The 19,332-nt window shown below is 52.8% G+C and carries 18 protein-coding genes; 15 read left to right on the top strand and 3 right to left on the bottom strand.

The window, feature by feature from the left end:
- Positions 1-135: 135 nt before the first annotated feature.
- The 8 genes from VGJ94_08080 (at position 136) to VGJ94_08045 (ending at position 7,988) form a co-directional block, all read left to right on the top strand.
- Positions 136-741 carry a fumarylacetoacetate hydrolase family protein gene (locus tag VGJ94_08080; GenBank protein HEY3276564.1) on the top strand — a complete coding sequence of 202 codons (606 nt, stop codon included), beginning with the start codon at positions 136-138 and terminating at the stop codon, positions 739-741.
- Between the two features lie 25 nt (positions 742-766).
- Positions 767-1,096 (top strand): methionine--tRNA ligase subunit beta, encoded by a 330-nt coding sequence (metG, locus tag VGJ94_08075; GenBank protein HEY3276563.1) that lies wholly within the window; start codon positions 767-769, stop codon positions 1,094-1,096.
- Between the two features lie 58 nt (positions 1,097-1,154).
- The gene (locus VGJ94_08070; GenBank protein HEY3276562.1) at positions 1,155-2,759 is read left to right on the top strand and encodes a Na/Pi cotransporter family protein; all 1,605 of its coding nucleotides are present in this window, start codon (positions 1,155-1,157) and stop codon (positions 2,757-2,759) included.
- 78 nt (positions 2,760-2,837) lie between these two features.
- Positions 2,838-3,605 carry an acetolactate decarboxylase gene (budA, locus tag VGJ94_08065; protein ID HEY3276561.1) on the top strand — a complete coding sequence of 256 codons (768 nt, stop codon included), beginning with the start codon at positions 2,838-2,840 and terminating at the stop codon, positions 3,603-3,605.
- 293 nt (positions 3,606-3,898) lie between these two features.
- Positions 3,899-5,968, top strand: coding sequence for an elongation factor G (gene fusA / locus VGJ94_08060; protein ID HEY3276560.1), 2,070 nt, complete (start codon positions 3,899-3,901; stop codon positions 5,966-5,968).
- Positions 5,955-6,917 carry a biotin--[acetyl-CoA-carboxylase] ligase gene (locus VGJ94_08055; GenBank protein HEY3276559.1) on the top strand — a complete coding sequence of 321 codons (963 nt, stop codon included), beginning with the start codon at positions 5,955-5,957 and terminating at the stop codon, positions 6,915-6,917. The genes fusA and VGJ94_08055 overlap by 14 nt, the downstream gene beginning before the upstream one ends.
- Positions 6,918-6,920: 3 nt before the next feature.
- Positions 6,921-7,703, top strand: a complete 783-nt coding sequence (locus tag VGJ94_08050) for a type III pantothenate kinase (GenBank protein ID HEY3276558.1) — start codon at positions 6,921-6,923, stop codon at positions 7,701-7,703.
- Between the two features lie 153 nt (positions 7,704-7,856).
- Positions 7,857-7,988 (top strand): hypothetical protein, encoded by a 132-nt coding sequence (locus VGJ94_08045; GenBank protein ID HEY3276557.1) that lies wholly within the window; start codon positions 7,857-7,859, stop codon positions 7,986-7,988.
- A 79-nt stretch (positions 7,989-8,067) separates the two neighbouring features.
- Here the strand turns inward: VGJ94_08045 and VGJ94_08040 are convergent, their stop codons facing one another.
- Entirely contained in the window at positions 8,068-8,457 is a 390-nt protein-coding gene (locus VGJ94_08040) for a hypothetical protein (GenBank protein HEY3276556.1), read from the bottom strand.
- 226 nt (positions 8,458-8,683) lie between these two features.
- On the opposite strand from VGJ94_08040, the gene VGJ94_08035 reads away from it, so the two are divergent.
- Genes VGJ94_08035 through VGJ94_08025 form a run of 3 tightly spaced genes read left to right on the top strand, consistent with a single transcriptional unit; the run spans position 8,684 to position 11,708 of the window.
- Positions 8,684-9,058: a cyclophilin-like fold protein gene (locus VGJ94_08035; protein ID HEY3276555.1), complete on the top strand. Its 375-nt coding sequence runs from the start codon at positions 8,684-8,686 to the stop codon at positions 9,056-9,058.
- 60 nt (positions 9,059-9,118) lie between these two features.
- Positions 9,119-10,753 (top strand): peptide-binding protein, encoded by a 1,635-nt coding sequence (locus tag VGJ94_08030; protein ID HEY3276554.1) that lies wholly within the window; start codon positions 9,119-9,121, stop codon positions 10,751-10,753.
- Positions 10,734-11,708 (top strand): ABC transporter permease, encoded by a 975-nt coding sequence (locus VGJ94_08025; GenBank protein HEY3276553.1) that lies wholly within the window; start codon positions 10,734-10,736, stop codon positions 11,706-11,708. The genes VGJ94_08030 and VGJ94_08025 overlap by 20 nt, the downstream gene beginning before the upstream one ends.
- A gap of 34 nt (positions 11,709-11,742) precedes the next feature.
- Here VGJ94_08025 and polA read toward each other — a convergent pair whose 3' ends face one another.
- Together polA and VGJ94_08015 are read right to left on the bottom strand one after the other, a co-directional pair.
- Positions 11,743-14,316, bottom strand: coding sequence for a DNA polymerase I (polA, locus tag VGJ94_08020; GenBank protein HEY3276552.1), 2,574 nt, complete (start codon positions 14,314-14,316; stop codon positions 11,743-11,745).
- Positions 14,317-14,386: 70 nt separating this feature from the next.
- Positions 14,387-14,830 carry an AsnC family transcriptional regulator gene (locus VGJ94_08015; protein HEY3276551.1) on the bottom strand — a complete coding sequence of 148 codons (444 nt, stop codon included), beginning with the start codon at positions 14,828-14,830 and terminating at the stop codon, positions 14,387-14,389.
- A 313-nt stretch (positions 14,831-15,143) separates the two neighbouring features.
- Between VGJ94_08015 and VGJ94_08010 the strand changes: the two genes are divergently transcribed.
- The 4 genes from VGJ94_08010 to VGJ94_07995 all read left to right on the top strand — a co-directional run bounded on the left by VGJ94_08010 (position 15,144) and on the right by VGJ94_07995 (position 19,317).
- Positions 15,144-16,571, top strand: a complete 1,428-nt coding sequence (locus tag VGJ94_08010) for an FAD-linked oxidase C-terminal domain-containing protein (GenBank protein HEY3276550.1) — start codon at positions 15,144-15,146, stop codon at positions 16,569-16,571.
- A 101-nt stretch (positions 16,572-16,672) separates the two neighbouring features.
- A complete protein-coding gene (locus VGJ94_08005) occupies positions 16,673-17,023 on the top strand; it encodes a hypothetical protein (protein HEY3276549.1) in 351 nt (116 codons plus the stop codon).
- 120 nt (positions 17,024-17,143) lie between these two features.
- Positions 17,144-18,493, top strand: a complete 1,350-nt coding sequence (locus VGJ94_08000) for a hypothetical protein (GenBank protein HEY3276548.1) — start codon at positions 17,144-17,146, stop codon at positions 18,491-18,493.
- Positions 18,490-19,317: a cytochrome b/b6 domain-containing protein gene (locus VGJ94_07995; protein HEY3276547.1), complete on the top strand. Its 828-nt coding sequence runs from the start codon at positions 18,490-18,492 to the stop codon at positions 19,315-19,317. Before VGJ94_08000 ends, VGJ94_07995 begins: the two co-directional genes overlap by 4 nt.
- Positions 19,318-19,332 lie beyond the last annotated feature (15 nt).

The raw sequence follows: 19,332 nt of genomic DNA, 5'->3' as shown, positions 1-19,332 counted from the left end.
AAGGGTTTACAAACCATCATCTCCCAGCCTAAAATAATTGCAGTCCTGCACTTTGAAGTCCTAAGTCCTCTCATGCGCGGGGGCGGGGCAAGGACCGAAAAAAGGGGAGTCTGAAGTTTTCTCAAGGAGGGTAAGATGTTTCAGCCCACGAAGATAGTCGCTATCGGGCTCAACTATCACGATCATGCAAAAGAGCTCAATATGATGGTCCCCGATTATCCGCTTATCTTTCTTAAGCCCTCGACCTCTGTAATAGGGACCGGAGAAGCGATCGTCTTTCCCCCTCAGTCGGAGGAGCTGCATTATGAAGGGGAATTGGCCATAGTGATAAAAGACAGGACCAGAAAGGTGACCCGTGAAGAGGCGGGCGCGCATATCGCAGGATATACCTGCGCGAATGACGTCACAGCCAGGGACATGCAGAGAAAAGACGGACAGTGGACGAGGGCCAAATCCTTCGATACCTTCTGCCCCCTGGGGCCCCGCATCGTTCGGGACATCGACCCCGGCAATTGCGAGATTTTGACCAGAGTCAACGGAGCGATCAGGCAGCACTCTCACACCAAAAACATGATCTTCAACGTCTTTGAGATCGTGAGCTTCGTGTCGGATATCATGACTCTCCTGCCGGGGGATGTGATCATCACTGGCACGCCGCCGGGGGTTGGGCCAATGGCGAGGGGGGACGAGGTGGAGGTGGAGATCGAAGGTATCGGAGTTCTGAGGAACAGAATAATATAGGATTTTTCCGGATGGGAGGAAGGTAATGGAAAATATCACGTTCGATCTATTTCAGACCATGGATTTGCGGGTTGCCGAGATCAGATCATGCGAAGAGGTGGAGGGGGCTGACAAGCTCTACAAGCTGACTGTCGATATAGGCGAAGAAAGGACCATCGTGGCAGGCATCAAGCCTTTCTATGGAAAAGAAGAGCTGGTCGGCAAGAAGATCGTAGTGGTGACAAATCTCGAACCGAGAAAGCTGCGGGGCATACTCTCTCATGGAATGCTTCTCGCAGCCTCGACCGAAGATAAATCTTCCGTCGTACTCCTTACCCTGGACAAGGATATCGTCAACGGCAGCAAAATCTCGTGAAGGGCAGGCGGAATACCGGGCGCCTGCGCGGCGGGCACAATGACGATCTAAGGGGCCGATGGTAGGGAGTCTTCTGCTTTTCATCACCGGACTTGCCCTCTTTCTCTTCGGTATGCTGAAGCTGAGCTCGGGAATGGAGGGCGCCTTCAGCGGCAGGATCCGCAATTTTATAAAGTTTTCGGTAAAGAACCGGTTTTTCGGCTTGGTCACCGGCATTGCCGCCACCACGGTTTTTCAGAGTAGTTCTGCCACCACTCTTCTCACCGTGAGCATCGTGAGCGCGGGCCTCATCACTTTTTACCATTCCCTCGGCATAATATTAGGCGCGGATATAGGAACCACTCTCACGGCCCAGCTAGTGGTATGGAATGTGACCGACCTGTCTCCATGGATTATTCTGACGGGTGTCCTCATCTTCTGCATCGGTGTGGAGAGATGGAAATCTGCGGGCGAGATGGTCGTCTATTTCGGTCTCATCTTCTTCGGCCTCGGCCTGATAGGCGATGCCGCTGCTCCGTTGAAAGAGAGCGAGACCTTTATACGCTTCTTCAGGGGAACCGAAAATCCCCTCCTCGGTTTGGCGATAGGCATTATTTTTACGGCAGTGGTGCATGCGTCCGCCATCCCCGTAAGCATTCTTATAATCCTCGGACAACAGGGGCTCATATCGATTGAAGGTGCTCTTCCGGTCGTATTCGGGGCGAATATTGGGACCACGGCTACAGCCATCATGGGCAGCCTCTTCATGAATAAGGCCGGCAAGAGGAGCGCCCTGGCCCATCTCCTTTTCAAGGTATCGGGGGTAGGGGTATCCCTTCTTTTATTCCCCCTCTTTGTCGTATTGCTCAAGGCCCTTTCTTCCGAGGTAGCCCAACAGATTGCCCTGAGTCATGTAATCCTCAGCCTCCTCATAGTTATTCTTTTCATAGGTCTCCTCAAACCCTTTGCATGGGTTGTGGAGGCAATCGTCCCGGGCAAAGAAGAGACTCTGCCGCTTTGGCCGGAATACCTCGACCAAAAATGCCTCACAATCCCGCAGGAGGCCCTGGATTGTGTGAACAAGGAGCTCTCCAGGGAGATATTCCTTGCGGGAAGGATGTTCTCGGAAAGTCTCACGCTCATCCCCTCGTGGAGTGAAACCCGGAAAAGAGACATCATGTATGTGGAGCTCGTGGTGGATAACCTTCAGACGGAGATTACACAATTCCTGTGGAATACTTCTTGCGGAGACCTGTCTCCCGGATTATCAAGGAAATTATTCGCTTTTTCCGTGATTGTGGATGACATAGAAAGGATCGGTGACCGCTCCACAAATATTATGGAGGCGGGGGAATCGAAGTACAAGAGAAAAGCCGTCTTTACCGATCAGGCCTACTCTGAAATAGACGAGATAGGAGGATTGGTCCTCAGAAATATAGAAGATACGTCATCTCTCATCGTGAAAAGGGACGAGGAGCTCATAAGGGTCGTGATGGTAAGGCACGAGGAGATAAGGGATAAAGTCAGGGAAGCCACGGATGAGCATCTGAAGAGGTTCTACACCAAACTCTGTAAGGCCGAGGCGGGTCCGCTGTTTGTCGACATTCTCATGAACCTGGAGCTCATATCGGAACATTGCCGGACTATAGCGGACCGAATCTTCGGGCTTACAATCGATGGGTAAAGAGAGGCCTCGGTCCAACCTCCCGGCCTTCGATCGCTTTGGTTTCTGTGGTAAAATAACAGAAAAGGTGAACTGCAAATGAGACGATTCATTGTGTATGTTTTGGTTTTAGTTTTTACCGCAACAGGACTCTCTTATGCCGGGCAGGATACGCTCACCCAGATCTCGACTATAGATGCCCTGATGACAGGTATTTATGACGGGGAGACCACCCTTGGGGCCCTAAAAGGGAAAGGCGACTTCGGAGTGGGTACCTACAATTCCCTTGACGGTGAAATGGTGCTGGTAGACGGAGAATTTTACCGGATTAACGGACGGGGGGCGGTCGAGAGGCCGGGCATGGAGACGAAGACGCCCTTTGCCGCGGTGACATATTTCGAGGCGGATCGCACCGTTATTCTCGACAAGGATATGGATTTTGCGGGGGTCGCAAATGTAGCCGATCGAATGCTTCCTACCCTTAATATGTTTTATGCGATCAAGATATCGGGCGTTTTTCGCATCGTGAAGACCCGGAGCGTTCCCGCCCAGGAAAAGCCGTATAAGCCGTTGAAAGAGGTGGTAAAGACGCAGCCTCTTTTCACCTTAAAGAATGTAAAAGGCACGATCGTAGGTTTTCGTTGTCCTCCTTATGTGAAAGGAGTAAACGTTCCCGGCTATCACCTTCACTTCATCACGGCGGACCGGTCCGCCGGGGGGCATGTGCTCGACTTTGCAGTGGAGAAAGCCACGCTGGAGATAGATGATACCACGGAATTCACCCTCATTATTCCCTCGGATCGGGATTTTTATCAAGCCGATTTAACGCCGGACAGAGAAAAGGATCTCAAGGCGGTGGAAAAGTAAAGGACGGAGGCCGCTCTCGTCCCTTAGGGCCTTCGATCGAGAACTCCCCAAATTTCGAATGATTTTCAAAAGTGAAGGGCTATCGGGCAAAAGCCCGGCGGCCCGCCTCATGATACTCCCGGCCTGATTGTTGAGACTGTGACCCCTCGATAGGACGGTGTCGATCCGGGAATTAATCTCCTCGAGAGAGGCAAAGGCCAATCTCCGTCTTCGGTCGCACCTGGCGGCAACGCCTTAACACGGCAACGCGTTAATATTGACTTTTGACCGGTAATAGGTCATATTTTCACGTTATGAAAAAAGAAGTCGAGCGCCTTAAAAAGATAAGGAACATCGGAATTGCCGCCCATATAGACGCGGGCAAGACAACCGTGACGGAGCGTATCCTTTTCTACACCGGCAAAACCCATAAGATCGGAGAAGTTCATGAAGGCACTGCTACCATGGATTACCTTCCCCAGGAGCAGGAGAGGGGCATTACCATTACCTCCGCGGTTACTACTCTTGAATGGGCCGGTCATGAGATACAGCTTATAGATACTCCGGGACACGTGGATTTCACCATTGAGGTGGAAAGGTCGCTCCGGGTTCTTGATGGCATGGTAGCGGTCTTTTGCGGGGTGGGCTGTGTGGAGCCCCAGTCGGAGACGGTGTGGCACCAGGCGGACAGGTACCACGTGCCGAGACTCGCATTTATAAATAAGCTGGATCGCCTCGGCTCCGATTATTTTTCCGTGATCGATTCGATTGTAGAGAAGTTCGGGGCAAATCCTATCCCCATACAGATACCTCTCGGAAGAGAGGACGGATTCTACGGGGTCGCGGATCTCATTACCATGCAAGCCATAGTCTGGGATGAAGCGGACTCCGGCGCGACTTATAACTCCATATCGATCCCGAAGGAGTATGAGGAGGCGGTCCATGAACAGCGGGAGCGGCTTCTCGAGAAACTCTCCCTTTTGGACGACAGGCTTATGGAGATCTATCTCGAAGGGGGGACCGTAGAAGAGGCCCTTATCCACGAGGTCCTGAGAAAAGGGACCATAGGCTTGAAATGCGTACCCGTCCTCTGCGGAAGCGCGTTGAAGAATAAAGGCGTTCAGCCCCTCATGGATGCGGTCGTGAGATACCTTCCTTCTCCCCTAGATGTACCTTCCGTCGAAGGGATAAATCCTCAGACAGGAGAGATCGAGGAGCGTGAGGCGAGGGACGACGAGGATTTTACGGCGCTGGCCTTCAAAGTGGTCATGCAGGAGGGGAGAAAACTCGTTTACATCAGGGTCTACGGGGGAACGATAAAGGTCGGGGATGATATCCTCAATGTCAACATCAACAAGAAAGAAAAAATCTCCAGAATTTTTAAAATGCATGCCAACCACAGGGAACGGATCGAAAAGGCAGGAACCGGCGCGATCGTGGGGATTGTGGGACTCAAGGAGACCTCCACGGGCCATACCCTGGTAGGGGCAAAACCCCTGGTGCTCGAGCAGATAGAAGTATATCAACCCGTTATCTCCATTGCAGTGGAGCCCCGGAAGAACGCAGACCAGGAGAAACTCCTTCTCACCCTCCAGCGCATCGCGGAGGAAGACCCTACATTTGTAGTGAGAACGGATGAGGACGCCTATCAGACAGTGGTCTCCGGCATGGGGGAGCTTCACCTGGACGTGGTGGTGAGGCGGATAAAAGAAGAGTTCAATATCGAGCTTCACGTGGGCAGGCCGCAGGTGGTCTACAAAGAGACCATAGAAAGAGAAGCCCTGGTGGAGCATGCTTTTGAGAAAGTACTTACCGGCGTGGCCGGAACCGCGGGTTCATCCACTCCCAGGGGGTGGGTCTCTCTCCGGATCTCTCCCAATGCAAGGGGCCAGGGTAACGTGGTGCACGCCCACCTGAAAGAGGAGAGCCTCGCATATCCCTACATCAGCGCCCTCGAAGAGGGCATCACGGAGGCCTCCCATATAGGGATCCTCAAAGGCTTTCCCTTGACGGATATAAAGGTCGACGTGCTGGACGCCTCCACGAGCAGTCCGGAGTTCGCGCGCCTTACCCTCAAGATGGCGGCCTATGAGGGCTTCAGGAAGGCATGCGTCGAGGCTAAACCCGTGCTTCTCGTTCCCTTTATGTCTCTTACGGTCACTACACCGAATGAATTTCTCGGTGAGATCATCGGCGACCTGAATTCGAGGAAGTGCCAGATCACGGATGTCAATTCAAAGGACAAGATCACGGTCATACAGGCGAATGCGCCGCTCACGAGGATGTTCGGCTATTCGACGGACGTGCGCTCACTCTCTCAGGGGAGGGCCTCTTTCACCATGTTCTTCTCTCACTACGACAAAATAGAAAATGGACAGAATTAAGGAGCTGTTGACCTTTCTCCGGGAAACCGAGGGCTTTGTCTCGGGAGACTACATTGCACGCAAAATCGGCATCTCGAGGACTGCGGTCTGGAAATATGTGAACCACCTCGACGAGCTGGGCTACAATGTGACTAAGGCGAAAGGCAAAGGCTATATGCTGGTGCGGGGTCCCGACCGGCTTTACCCCTGGGAGATCGATCGTTTCCTCGACACACGGTACGTGGGCCACAAGTCGATTTATAAAGATAGAGTCGATTCGACCAACCTTCTGGCCTTCCAGCTCGCCCTCAATGGGGAGCCTGAAGGCGCCGTAGTGATCGCCGAATCGCAAGGCATGGGGAAAGGCCGGCTCGGACGGGTCTGGTTCTCTCCGGAGGGGAAGAACCTTTACCTGTCGGTTATCCTTCGGCCCCAGGTCCATCCCTCCCGTATTTATCCTATAACGTTTCTCTCGTCTCTTGCGGTCTATGACACCATAAAGGATTTAGGGACCGAACCCGCGCTCAAGTGGCCCAACGACGTGCTGATTCACGGAAAGAAGGTCTGTGGCACCCTTCTCGAGCTGTCGACGGAAGCGGAGATGGTGCGGTTCGTAATCGTAGGCATAGGGCTCAATATCAATATGGAAGTAGGGGGGATGTCTGAAGAGATCAGGCAGAAGGCCACCTCCCTCTCGATGGAGACAAGAAAGGTCTTTGAAAGAGCCGAAGTCTGTGGTAAGCTACTCTCCAACCTGGAACGATATTACGAGATTTTCAAAACTCAAGGCGAATCGGAGATCTGCAGGATCTGGCAGGATCGGGCGGCGATAAAAGGGAAGTACCTGGAGATAGTCCAGATGGGTGAAGTGAACCGGGGCATATGCGTGGGCATAGACCGGGACGGTGCGGTAGTCCTCGAAGAAGGGGGCCGGCTGAAAAAGATAATTGCGGGGGATGTGAATTATTAGCCTATGCTACTTGTAATCGATATCGGTAATACGAACATTGTTTTCGGAGTATACGACGAGGATAACCTCGTCAACCATTGGAGGCTCAGCACCTCGATTCAGAAGACGGTTGATGAGAACGCGATCCTTTTAAACAGCCTTCTCAATTTCGAAAATATAAAGCTCACGGACATCGACAGCGCCATTATCTCATGTGTGGTGCCGCCCATGCTCATACCTTTCGAGATAATCTGCCGGAAGTATGTGGGGATAAGGCCTCTCGTGGTCGAGCCCGGCATCAAGACCGGTATGCCCATTCTTTACGAGAACCCCCAGGAAGTGGGAGCCGACCGGATCGTCAATGCGGTGGCAGGGTATGAGAAGTATAAAAAACCTCTTATCATCGTAGATTTTGGGACGGCCACCACCTTCGATTACATTACCGCAAAAGGAGAATATGCGGGAGGCGCCATCGCTCCCGGAATCATGATATCTCTGGGAGCGCTTTTCGAAAGGGCCTCCAAGCTCCCGAGGGTCGAGCTCATCAAACCGAAAAGCCTCATAGGCAAGAATACGGTCCATGCCATGCAGGCGGGAATTATTTACGGATATGTGGGTCTTGTCGACGGAATAGTGAGCAAGATGAAGGAAGAGGTCGGGACCACTCCCTACGTGATCGCCACAGGCGGTTTATCCAGTTTTATTTTCAAAGAATCTCTGACCATAGACGAAGTCGATGAGATGCTTACCCTGAGGGGACTCAAGATGCTCTATCAGAAGAACAAGGACCACCATAAATTCAAATGATCCCCCCTGCTGGTTTTCGTAACTAATTAAATACCCTATTTTTCCCGGAAAGGCCCCTATCGGCTAAAGTTTATCCAAGAACTGCCGATAATGTACCAAGCCGGGATTTGCCTGAAGATCGTGCCCCGGCAGCGCCGACATAGGGGGGTACCGATGCCTGAGCTGCACGCTATGAAAAAGATTATCCATATCCTGATCACAAGCAAGTTCTATCTCAAACTGTCCCTGCGGGAGAGGTACAATCTCCTCAAACTGATCCGGCAGAGCTTCCCTTTCCCCGTGTGACGCAGGTTGTCCGTTATTTTCCCTGATCTGATCCGTGATTTTCATTTGGGGCGCGGGCTTTGGGCGCCTCCGGAATATTCTACCTGCAGAGGGCCTTCTTGAGCAGAAAAACCTCGGAATCCGGAGGGACTTCGAGCCAGCCGTATTGGGCATAAGATGTCTTGACCGGGCTCCCGAAGAGGGGCTTATAGGGCTCGATCGTGCGGAACATGGAGCCGGAGCATTCTATCTCCAGATGAAGCAGTTCCTCGCTTTGGGGCGAAGCGATTTTAAGCCATACGCTCACCCTATTATCCGACAAATACCTCACCGTCTCGCGATCGTAGTAGTAATCTGTATTCTGAAGGTTCTTGTCGAAGGTGAAATGAACCCAGCGCTTATCCTGGCCGCGGGCATTCATGGGCAGTACCGCCATACATAAAAGGGCTACAAAGGAGCACAAAAGGATAGCCTCTATGGATCGTCTCATGTTCTTCTCCTTATATTGGATCTTCCCGGAAGACTCCATTGTTTTTATCGCAATTCGGGCCCGATTCTTAATGGGAGGACAAGTCACCGCCCGCGCATTAGATATTATCCCAGGGGCAGATGATAGTAAACCAAAATCCTCGCGAGAGGCGCGGAGATAAATGCTTCTTGACATTCGTACGGGGGAGGTATTAAAAGGGTTGAGGGAATTAGTCCCGGGAGGTAATATGACGGTCCCTGTTACAATCACTATAGGAAAGACTTCCCTTCGCGGCGAGCTGTTCGATACTGCCTGCGCTAGGTCCATTGCGGAGATTCTTCCCATTGAAAAAGATATCAATAGATGGGGTGATGAATTCTACTTCGAGATACCGATCTCCGTGGGGCTGGATGAGGGGGCTACCACGGCGGTGAAAGTCGGAGATATCGGATATTGGCCGCCGGGGGCCGCCCTGGCGATCTTCTTCGGCCCCACCCCTTTGAGCACCGGAGAGGACCCCGTGCCTGCCGGTGCGGTCAATATGGTGGGGAAGATCCTCGGCCGGGCGGAAGAGCTCAGGAAAGAGAAGGGGGCGGCGCACATCAGGATCGAGAAGGCGTAATGGAGGAGGACTCCCCGAGATTCCTTTACTTGAGGCGCTCCTTTTGTTAGAATAAGCGCAATGTTCCCGAAATTATGGATTATATGGGCCCTCGTCCTTTTCTTCTGTCTTTCCTGCGGCAAACCGAAGGAAATCGGCTTTTATGACGATCCGGGGAAGGCGTCATTTGGCGATACTATTATCACGTCTTCAACAGGAGAGCCGTCGAACCTCATTCCGATCCTCGCTTCGGATCAGCCTTCCCACCAGATAAGCGGACTTGTTTTTAACGGGCTCGTCAAATATGACAAAAACCTCGATATCGTGGGGGACCTGGCTGAGTCGTGGGATATATCGAAAGATAATCTTTCCATAACCTTTCATCTCAGAAAAAATGTCTCCTGGCACGACGGCCGGCCCTTCACTGCCCATGATGTCATGTATACCTACCGGGTCACGGTGGACGAGAAGACGCCGACCGCCTATTCCGGAGATTTCAAGCTCGTAAAGGAAGCTCAGGTCCTTGACGATTATACGTTCAAAGTCACCTACGAGAAACCTTTCGCTCCGGCGCTCATAAGCTGGAACGCGGCAATAATGCCGAGGCACCTGCTTGAGGGACGGGATATCACCGCATCTCCCCTGCGCAGGGCGCCCATTGGTACCGGCCCCTATATGTTCAGTGAATGGATCGCGGGGGACCGGCTCATTCTCTCCGCCAATCCAAAATATTTCGAAGGCAGGCCCTATCTTAACCGTTACGTCATGCGCGTGGTGCCCGACACGGCGACCACTTTTCTCGAGCTGAAGCAGGGCGGCATCGACATGGCGGCATTGACCCCCATGCAGGCGGTAAGGCAGACCGATTATCCCCGATTCAAAAGGGAATTCAATAAATTCAAGTTCCTCGCCTTTTCCTATGTGTATATGGGCTATAATCTTAAGCACCGCTACTTTAAGGATAAACGGGTGCGTCAGGCGATCACCTATGCGATCGACAAGAAGGAGATCGTCGACGGAATCCTCCTCGGCCAGGGCATTGAAGCCGACGGTCCCATAAAGCCCGATATGTGGTCTTACAACGGGAATGTGAAGAAATACGGATACAATAAGGAGAAGGCGGCATCGCTCCTCAAGGAAGCGGGTTTCGAGATGGGACCCGATGGGATACTTCGCAAGGACGGCGCCCCCTTTGAATTCACCGTTTTGACGAGCCAGGGCAACGACGTGAGGATCAAGTGCGCGGAGCTTATTCAGAAGAGGCTTTCGGACGTGGGGATAAGGCTCAAGATCAGGGTGATCGAGTGGGCCGCTTTTATAAATGAATTCATCGACAAGAAGAATTTTGAAGCGGTCATCCTGGGATGGACGATCCCTCAGGATCCCGATCTGTTCGATATATGGCATTCATCGAAACAGGGCAAAAAGGAGCTTAACTTCATCTCTTTCGAAAATGCCGAGGTGGACGAGATGCTCGTGAAGTCGCGCCATACCCTGGACAGGAAAGAACGGAAAAAGTATCTCGACAGGGTGCAGGAGATCCTTGCCGAGGAGCAGCCCTACACGTTTCTTTTTATCCCTTATGCCAATACTGCGGTCCACAAGCGCTTCAAGGGAATAGAACCCGCCCCGGCGGGAATTACCTATGATTTTATAAAATGGTACGTGCCGGAGAACCAGAGGAGGTATAAAAAGAGTGCTGCGCTATCTCCTTAAACGTCTCTTCTTCATGATCCCCATGCTGCTGGGTATATCGATCATCTCTTTCGCAGTGATCCACCTGACGCCGGGAGAGCCGAGCGTGCTCGAAGCGGAGATGAACCCCAAAGTGACCAAGGAAGTGAGGGACAGGATAAAGGCCTATTACGGGCTCGATAAACCGCTTCATATCCAGTACTTCCTCTGGCTCAAGAGGATCGTGCGGCTCGATTTCGGCCCTTCTTTCGCCCCCGACAGAAGACCTGTTATCGACAAAATTGCGGAGCGGCTCCCGATTACGATCACAATCGAGCTTTTATCGACGGTCCTCTTCTTCATGGTGGGCATTCCCATAGGGGTATACTCGGCGCGGTATAAAGACAGTTGGCTTGATAAAGGATTGAGCGCGTTCGTGTTTGCGGGCTACGCCATGCCCCATTTCTGGCTCGCCCTCCTGCTCATGCTCTTTTTTGGGGTCTATCTGGAAGTGCTGCCCATATCGGGGATAAAATCATTCGACTTTGCAGACCTTTCTTTCTTCGAGAAGGGCATCGACCTCGTGAAGCACCTTGTCATCATCGTGTTTTGCTCGTCTATCGGCGGTCTCGCGGGAGTGTCCCGGTATATGAAGAACAGTCTTCTCGAAGTGTTGCGGCAGGAGTATATCACCACCGCCTATGCGAAAGGGCTTCCCGAGCGGATGGTCCTGAGAAAGCATGCGCTTCGGAACTCGCTCCTTCCCGTGATCACCATATTCGGCCTGTCGGTACCGGGTCTGATCGGAGGAAGTGTAATAATGGAGAGCATTTTTTCCATTCCCGGTATGGGGCAGCTCTTCTTCATGAGCGTCATGTCGAGGGACTACCCGACCATCATGGGCATCCTCGTGATCGGGGCCTTCCTCACCCTCCTGGGCAACCTTCTTGCAGATATCATGTATGCGGTAGCGGACCCGAGAATAAGGATAGGATGATCAGCTAGTTCCTTTCCTGGTCATGGAGGGCGGCTCATTCGTCGGCTTCCGCCCAATTCCTGCCTCTCTTGATGTTTACTACGAGGGGCACGGAGAGGGGGACCACACGCTCCATCTCTTCCCTGACCAGTTTCTCCACGAGAAGCGACTCCGATTCTTTCACTTCCACTACCAATTCATCATGGATTTGCATGATAAGGTGCGAGCCGAGGCCGAGGGAGGCGAGTTTCCGCCATATATGTACCATGGCGAGTTTGATGATATCGGCGGCACTTCCCTGAATAGGGGTGTTCATGGCAAGTCTTTCCCCGAATTGCCGTATGTTCGCATCGTGGTTTTTCACCTCGGGAATGCACCGCACCCGCCCCAGCATGGTGGTGACGAAGCCTTTTTCCCGGGCCTCTTCTATTATGCCGTCGATATAGCGCTTCACTCCCCTGTATCTCACAAAATATTCGTCGATATAATCCTGCGCCTCCCGGGGAGAAACGCCAAGCTCCTTTGAGAGGCCGTATCCGCTTATGCCGTAGATGATCCCGAAGTTTATCACCTTTGCGCTCCGGCGCATGTCGCCCGTTACCCCGTCGGGCCCCACTCCGAATACCTCCTGCGCCACGCGGGCATGGACGTCCTCACCTCTCCGGAAGGTATCGATAAGGATCTCGTCTCCGGAGATATGGGCGAGGATCCTGAGCTCGATCTGGGAATAATCCGATGAGAGGAGCAGAAATCCCTCTTCGGGGACGAAGGCGCGGCGGATCTTCATTCCCTCCTCCCCCCTGACCGGGATATTCTGGAGGTTGGGATCGGTGCTGGAGAGCCTGCCCGTGGCGACCACCATCTGGTTGAAAGAGGCGTGGATCCTCCCGGAAGCCGGATTTATCAGGGTGGGAAGGACATCCACATAAGTGCTTTTCAATTTCGTAAGGGTCCTGTATTGGAGTATCTCCTTCGGGAGGGGATGGAGGACGGAGAGGGACTGGAGGACGTCCGTATCGGTCGAAAATCCTTTCTTGGTCTTCTTCGTGGGAGGCAGCTTCAGCGTCTCGAAGAGAATACGGGAGAGCTGTTGGGGTGAGTTGATATTGAACGATTCACCCGCGAGGTCAAAGATATTTTTCATGAGGCTATTGAGCCTCCCGTCGAAATCCCTTGAGAGGCCCGCCAGAATGCTCCTGTCGATTTTTACGCCATAATTCTCCATGGCAGCGAGCACTGCCACGAGGGGGAGCTCGATTTCGTCATAAAGATCCAAAAGCCCCTGTTCCTCCATTTTCTCCGAAAGAAGGCTCTTTAAGTCGAAAAGATAGGGCGGGCTGTCGAGGAGGGCCAGTTTCGCGTCATGAGATGAAAGCTCCACATCGAGATATTCCTCTATGACCGAGACCACCGAGTAGTCCTTCCTGAGGGGGTTGACGAGGTACGTGGCGAGCATGGTGTCGAAACAGCGCTCCGGAAGGGTCACGTTCCGGTTGGCTGCCAATAAATGGAAGGGCTTCAGGTTATGGGTTACCAGCTCTTCCGCGCTGCCGAGAAGGGAGAGTAGGTCCGCCTCATCTTCCGAATAGAATATGCCTTTTCCGTCGAATGCGGCAAACCTGGCGAGCCGTGTCTCTCTCGGGTCCTTTCCATGCATGATCGCCACGATGGCCATCCGCTTCATGTCGAGGTCAGAGAGGGCGAGGGGAGGCCACTGCTTTCTTTCCTCCGTCTCCACCCGCATCTCCCGGTAAAGCGCGGTGAACTCGAGCTCCCTGTAGAGATGCCTCAAGGCGGCAAGGTCGGGCTCGGTCATGACGAGATCGTCGATCGATTCTTCCAGGGGCACGTCAAGCCTCAGGGTGGCGAGGTTTTTGCTCAAAAATGCGAAATCCTGATTCTCTTCGAGCTTGCGCCTGAGCGCGGGTTTGGTGATATCTGCGATGTTCTCGTAGATATGCTCGACGTCGCCATACCTGGTGATAAGCTCCCGGGCCGTCTTCTCTCCGATGCCCGGGACTCCGGGAATATTGTCCGAAGCATCCCCCGCGAGGGCGAGATAATCGACCACGAGGGAAGGCCTTACGCCAAGTTTTTCTTCCACCTCTTTTTCCGTCACGAGGAGGCCCTTCATGGAATCGTAAATGAAGACCCTTTCCGATACGAGCTGCATCAGATCCTTATCACTGGTCACGATAAAGATCATGGCGCTCCGGCCTTTCAATTGCTCCACTATGGTGCCGATGATATCGTCGGCCTCGATTCCCTCCTTTTCTACCACGGGAAGGCCCATGGCCTTCGTGACTTTCTTTACATAGGGTATCTGAGCGGAAAGATTGCCCGGCATGGGCGGTCTGTGGGCTTTATAAGTATCGAGGATCTCCTGGCGGAATGTGGGGCCCTTGGAATCGAAGATGACGATCAGCCTGTCGGGCTTTTCCTCATTGAGCAGCTTCCTTATCATGTTCATGAACGCATACGTCGCGTTTGTCGGCAGCCCTTGTGAATTCGAAAGGTGCGGTGTGGCGTAGAAGGCCCTGTAGAGGTAGGAGTTGCCGTCTACAAGAAAGATGCGTTTCCCTGCGGCGCCCTCAGAGTTCCCGTTTATTTTTTCCATGCCTTGAACCATGTAATTCGCTCCTTGTCCTGGGTGGTGAAGAGTTTTGACCCTGTCGCGGAATGCCTCTGCGGGTGTTCCGTCAGAGAGGGAAAAAGGTTTTTATCTTGAAGACTCTTTTCTTGGGAAATCGGTATATGGTGAGAGAATAGCGCTCTTCAAGGGTATTGAGGAAACGCTCGATACTTTCCCAAGTCTTCGCGGTGACGGTGAACCAGACATTGAGCCTCCCTTCCCGCTCATAATTATGGGTAACGCCGCTATGGGCATTGATCTGTCCCACCACATCCGCGAGTATGCCCTCCTCAACGTAGACCCCACAGAGGATGCTCACCAAAGAGAGCTCCTTCGGTTCGAGGATTGGTCCGATCCGCCTGATAAGTCCTTCGTCTTTCGCCTTCTTAACCCGTTGGAGGGCCTCCTGCCCGGTTATGCCCGCCTCTCTTCCGATCTCGACAAAGGGCTCCGCGGTTAAAGGAAACTCTTCCTGTATGAGATTAAGTATTTTCCTGTCTTTCTCGTCCATGGCATACCGCGCTATAATGAAGCAGGGACCGTCGAATAGAAGAAACCGTCTCCCTGTCGATAAAATCCTGATATCCTGTCTCATCAGCCCAGGCAGTGAAGGATGAGCAGTAAAGGACTGCGCAAGTATTGATTGTACCGAGTGGGCTCCGCCTTGTCAATAGAGTGTGAAAAACCTGCGGACACGGTTTTTCCCCGGCCGTGCCCCGCGTGAATTGCAGTCTTCGATTCAAATTGAGGGGCTACAGTTGAAAAATATGGAAACCTTCCATCTTATCGGCTAAACTCAAAAAATACCGGTCACAGGAGATAAGATGGGGCAGGATAAAATTCAATCATTCCTCACGCAGGTAAGTTCTCTTCTCGAGGAGCGTCAGGTGGTGGCCGACAAAGAAGGTCTTTCCCACTACTGTTATGATGCCACTGAGATGCGTTTTGCGCCTGACATCGTCCTTCTGCCGGAGAACGTTGAAGAAGTGTCGGGGATCATGAAGCTCGCATACCGCATGGAGATGCCGGTGACGCCCCAGGGCGGCAGGACAGGGCTTTCGGGCGGCGCCCTGCCTGTCCGGCACGGGGCGGTCCTCTCCCTGATCAGAATGAACAAAATTATCGCGATCGATGAGAAAAACATGCAGGTGGTAGTGGAGCCCGGGGTTATCTCCGCCGACCTGCAGGAGGCCCTCAGGGAGCGCAATCTTTTCTTTCCCCCCGACCCCTCGAGCACGGTAGAAAGCACGGTCGGTGGAAACGTGGCGGAGAATGCAGGATATACGAGAGCCGTAAAATACGGCGTTACAAGAGACTACGTGCTCGGCCTCGAAGCCGTGCTTCCCGGCGGCGAGATTATCAACGCAGGCGGCAGGACCGTGAAAAACGTGACGGGGTATGATCTGACAGCCCTTCTTACCGGCTCCGAGGGCACCCTTGCCGTGATTACGAAGATAATATTCAAAGTGCTTCCCAGACCTATGTACCGCCGCACCTGCATTATATATGTTGACGACCTTATCGTTGCCGCACGCTTTGTGGCATCCGTCTTTGAAAAGGGTATTGTCCCATGCGCCATAGAATTCATGGACGATGTGACGATAAACTGTGTGGGCGATTACCTTCCGGGCGCCGAATTCCTGAGGAGAGATGCCGCGGCGCTTGTGCTGGTCGAGATTGACGGAAATCACGAGGGCGCCGTAAATGAGGAGGCGGGCCATATCCTCGAGCTGGCTCGGAGCATGAAGGGCGTAATAGAATCAAGGCTCGCGCTGGACGACCGGGAAGGGGAAAAACTCTGGAGAATAAGACGTGAGGCCCTTCCGGCCCTCAAGGCGAAAGGCAAGGACCATCTGGAAGCGGATGTGGTGGTGCCCCGGTACGAATTGCCTTTTCTCGTCCGGGCAATCAGAGAGAGTGAGGCGGGAAAGTCGGTAAAGGTCGCTACCTTCGGGCATGGGGGTGACGGAAACCTCCATGTGACGATCCAGTATCGAAAAAAGAATTTCGCGGAGACGGAGGAGGCTCACGAACTGCTCGGTGAAATCTACCGGAAGACGGTCTCCATGGGTGGAAAATTGACAGGGGAGCACGGGGTCGGGATTACGGCGAAAAATTATATGAACCTCCAGATGAGCCGGACCGAACTGGAGCTTTTGAAACGGGTAAAGAACGCCTTCGATCCGAAAGGTCTGCTCAACCCGGGAAAAATTTTCCCCGACTCCGATACACCGGACGGCGAAAAGATCTAAGTTTTTTCTTAATGGCCCGATATATTTCAAATGATGTAATTTTTTTTCGTAATGTGACCCATATCACAGCGGAGCGGCTCTTCTTCTGCTAGAATTGATAGATGATAAGCGGAATTTATCCCTACCTGATGAGCATGAGTGTAGGATCACTCAAGAAGCTCGAGAATTCGTTTTACGGCGCCGCCTCATCATCGATCAACAATCTGAGGGTGAGCGCTATTTCGGAGAAGGAAAGGACAGCCCTCTCAGGGGGCGAGAATTCCGGAATCAACCTCACCTCGTCGGGATCGATAGGCCAGGGTTCCAATGGACTTTTTGCCGATGTCTCGGACACGACCCCGGGACAGGAGATCCCACAGATGATCATTGCCCAAAGAGGCCTCGAGGCATATGTAAAAGCGGTGAGGGCACAGGACGAGACCCTGGAGTATACCCTCGATACATTCGCATAGAGCGCGACCGATACCCCTGCGTTTTACCGCCTTCACAGGAAAGCCCCTCTCAAAATAATTGTCAGAAAAAATAAAATGGTATAAACTTGAACGGTGTAAGTGCGAAGGAGGAAGCGGGCCTTGAGAAAGAGCACGGTGTGGAGCGGTCTTTTCCTGCTGTTTCTGGTATTGCTCTGGGGTAACGGCTATGGCGCCGAAATCTCCAATGATGACTGCATGGGGTGTCATGGAGAAAAAGAACTTACCAAAAAAGGCCCCGGCAATAAGACAGTCTCCCTTTTTTTCCACAAGGAAATATTCGACAAATCCGTGCACAAATCGCTTGCCTGTGTAGAGTGCCATGATATCAAAGAGCTTCCCCACCCCGAGAAGGTACATGGAAAGGCCTGCAAATCATGCCATGGCGCCGCCTTCAACCAACACCGCCTGGGCGTCCACGGGCAGGGGAAGAAAGAGAAAGCCACCTGCAGGGAGTGTCACGGCTATCACAATGTGGAGAACGCGAAAGCCCTTACCCCTTCGACATGCGGCGCCTGCCATTCAGGTGTGGTGAAGGATTATAAGGAAAGCATTCACGCACAAACCGAAAAGACCGGAAGGGCGGTGGCAATCTGCGAAGACTGCCATGGAAAGACTCACGAAATGCTCGGGAGAGATAACTCCAAATCCGCCGTCAACGTTTTCAACCTCCCGAAGACCTGCTCACGATGCCATGCGAACACGGAGATGATAAAGAAATATAACATACCTGCGGAAAACTCGCTTTACCTGGACAGTATCCACGGCCAGGCCCTCACCAAGGGGGGCATTCCCGTTTCCGCCGCATGCAGCGATTGTCATGGCTCCCATGCAATAAAACCTCATACCGACCGCACATCGCAGATCTATTTCGCCAATATCTCCGTGACCTGCGGGAAATGTCACGAGGCGGAAGAGAAGGCCTTCGGAAAGAGTATTCACGCCCAACAGGTGAAAGAGGGCAATAAGGCCGCCCCGAGCTGCGCGAACTGTCATCTCCCCCACGAGATAAAACCGGTCAAAGCCACTGCGTGGATGCTCGAAGCCATCAGGGAATGCGGGAGCTGCCATAAAAAACCCCTTGAAACCTATCACCATTCTTATCACGGTAAGATTACGAACCTCGGCTTTACCCGGGTTGCAAAATGCGCCGATTGCCACGGCGCCCATGATGTGCTGCCCCGGTCGGACCCGGGCTCGAAGATCTCGGAAAAGAATATCATCGCCACCTGTGCGCAATGCCACCCGAAGGCCAACAAGAGTTTTACTACCTACGTCGCCCATGTGGATTACCGAAAAAAAGATGATAATCCGATATTTTATTATGTGTGGGTTTTTATGACCGCTCTTTTGATCGCGGTATTCGGATTTTTCGGGATCCACACGATCCTCTGGTTTCCGAGATCGTGGATCGAAAGGCATGGAAGGCGCGGGAAAAGGAGGAAGGAATGAAAGATGCCGGAGAAACCTATTTTATCCGTTTCAACGGCGTTCACCGGATCATGCACCTTATCGTCATGGTGAGCTTTCTCGGCCTTGCCGTGACGGGCCTGCCTTTGAAGTATTCCGATAGTCCGTGGGCCCCTCATTTCGTCTCTTTTATTGGTGGCTTTGAAAGGGCAGGCCTTCTCCACCGGGTCTGTGCCCTTCTTACCTTCGGGTATTTTGCCGCCCATCTCGTGTATCTCATCCATTTCTTCAGGTATAGATCGACCGAGCCCCTTTTTGGCTTCATCCTGGGTCCCAATTCCATGGTGCCTGGGATCAAGGATCTCAAAGACATGGGGAGCAACATAAAATGGTTTCTGGGACGGGGCCCGAAACCGCGCTTCGACAGGTGGACGTACTGGGAAAAGTTCGATTATTGGGCGGTTTTCTGGGGGGTGGGGATGATAGGAATATCCGGACTCTTCCTCTGGTTCCCCGAGTTTTTCTCGCGCTTCTTTCCAGGGTGGATACTCAACATCGCGGCAGTCGTCCATAGTGATGAGGCCCTGCTTGCCACGGGCTTTATCTTTATCTTTCACTTCGGCCATACCCATCTAAGAGGGGATAAATTTCCTCTCGACCCGGTGATTTTTACCGGTAGGATAAGTGAGGGGGAGATGAAGGAGGAGCGGCCGTCAGAGTATGACAGGTTGAGCCGTGAGGGCAGGCTGGAGTCATTACGGAGTGCGCCTCCGGCCCCGTGGCTTACCATCCTCTCTTATGTAGTGGGTTTTGCGGCTCTCGCCGTGGGTGTGATCAGTATTATCCTCGTCATCGGGACAATTTAGGAATAGAGGTTTTTT

It is taken from the genome of Syntrophorhabdaceae bacterium (genome assembly GCA_036504895.1).
Lineage (GTDB): Bacteria > Desulfobacterota > Syntrophorhabdia > Syntrophorhabdales > Syntrophorhabdaceae > PNOM01.
The sequence above is the reverse complement of the archived record's forward strand: the minus strand, read 5'-3'. Positions and strand labels throughout refer to the sequence as shown.

Bases quoted from the DNA above. Each gene is read 5' to 3' on its own strand.
- VGJ94_08080 (HEY3276564.1), top strand. From the start codon at position 136: ATGTTTCAGCCCACGAAGATAGTCGCTATCGGGCTCAACTATCACGAT.
- metG (HEY3276563.1), top strand. From the start codon at position 767: ATGGAAAATATCACGTTCGATCTATTTCAGACCATGGATTTGCGGGTT.
- VGJ94_08070 (HEY3276562.1), top strand. From the start codon at position 1,155: ATGGTAGGGAGTCTTCTGCTTTTCATCACCGGACTTGCCCTCTTTCTC.
- budA (HEY3276561.1), top strand. From the start codon at position 2,838: ATGAGACGATTCATTGTGTATGTTTTGGTTTTAGTTTTTACCGCAACA.
- fusA (HEY3276560.1), top strand. From the start codon at position 3,899: ATGAAAAAAGAAGTCGAGCGCCTTAAAAAGATAAGGAACATCGGAATT.
- VGJ94_08055 (HEY3276559.1), top strand. From the start codon at position 5,955: ATGGACAGAATTAAGGAGCTGTTGACCTTTCTCCGGGAAACCGAGGGC.
- VGJ94_08050 (HEY3276558.1), top strand. From the start codon at position 6,921: ATGCTACTTGTAATCGATATCGGTAATACGAACATTGTTTTCGGAGTA.
- VGJ94_08045 (HEY3276557.1), top strand. From the start codon at position 7,857: ATGCCTGAGCTGCACGCTATGAAAAAGATTATCCATATCCTGATCACA.
- VGJ94_08040 (HEY3276556.1), bottom strand. From the start codon at position 8,457: ATGAGACGATCCATAGAGGCTATCCTTTTGTGCTCCTTTGTAGCCCTT.
- VGJ94_08035 (HEY3276555.1), top strand. From the start codon at position 8,684: ATGACGGTCCCTGTTACAATCACTATAGGAAAGACTTCCCTTCGCGGC.
- VGJ94_08030 (HEY3276554.1), top strand. From the start codon at position 9,119: ATGTTCCCGAAATTATGGATTATATGGGCCCTCGTCCTTTTCTTCTGT.
- polA (HEY3276552.1), bottom strand. From the start codon at position 14,316: ATGGTTCAAGGCATGGAAAAAATAAACGGGAACTCTGAGGGCGCCGCA.
- VGJ94_08015 (HEY3276551.1), bottom strand. From the start codon at position 14,830: ATGGACGAGAAAGACAGGAAAATACTTAATCTCATACAGGAAGAGTTT.
- VGJ94_08010 (HEY3276550.1), top strand. From the start codon at position 15,144: ATGGGGCAGGATAAAATTCAATCATTCCTCACGCAGGTAAGTTCTCTT.
- VGJ94_08005 (HEY3276549.1), top strand. From the start codon at position 16,673: ATGATAAGCGGAATTTATCCCTACCTGATGAGCATGAGTGTAGGATCA.
- VGJ94_07995 (HEY3276547.1), top strand. From the start codon at position 18,490: ATGAAAGATGCCGGAGAAACCTATTTTATCCGTTTCAACGGCGTTCAC.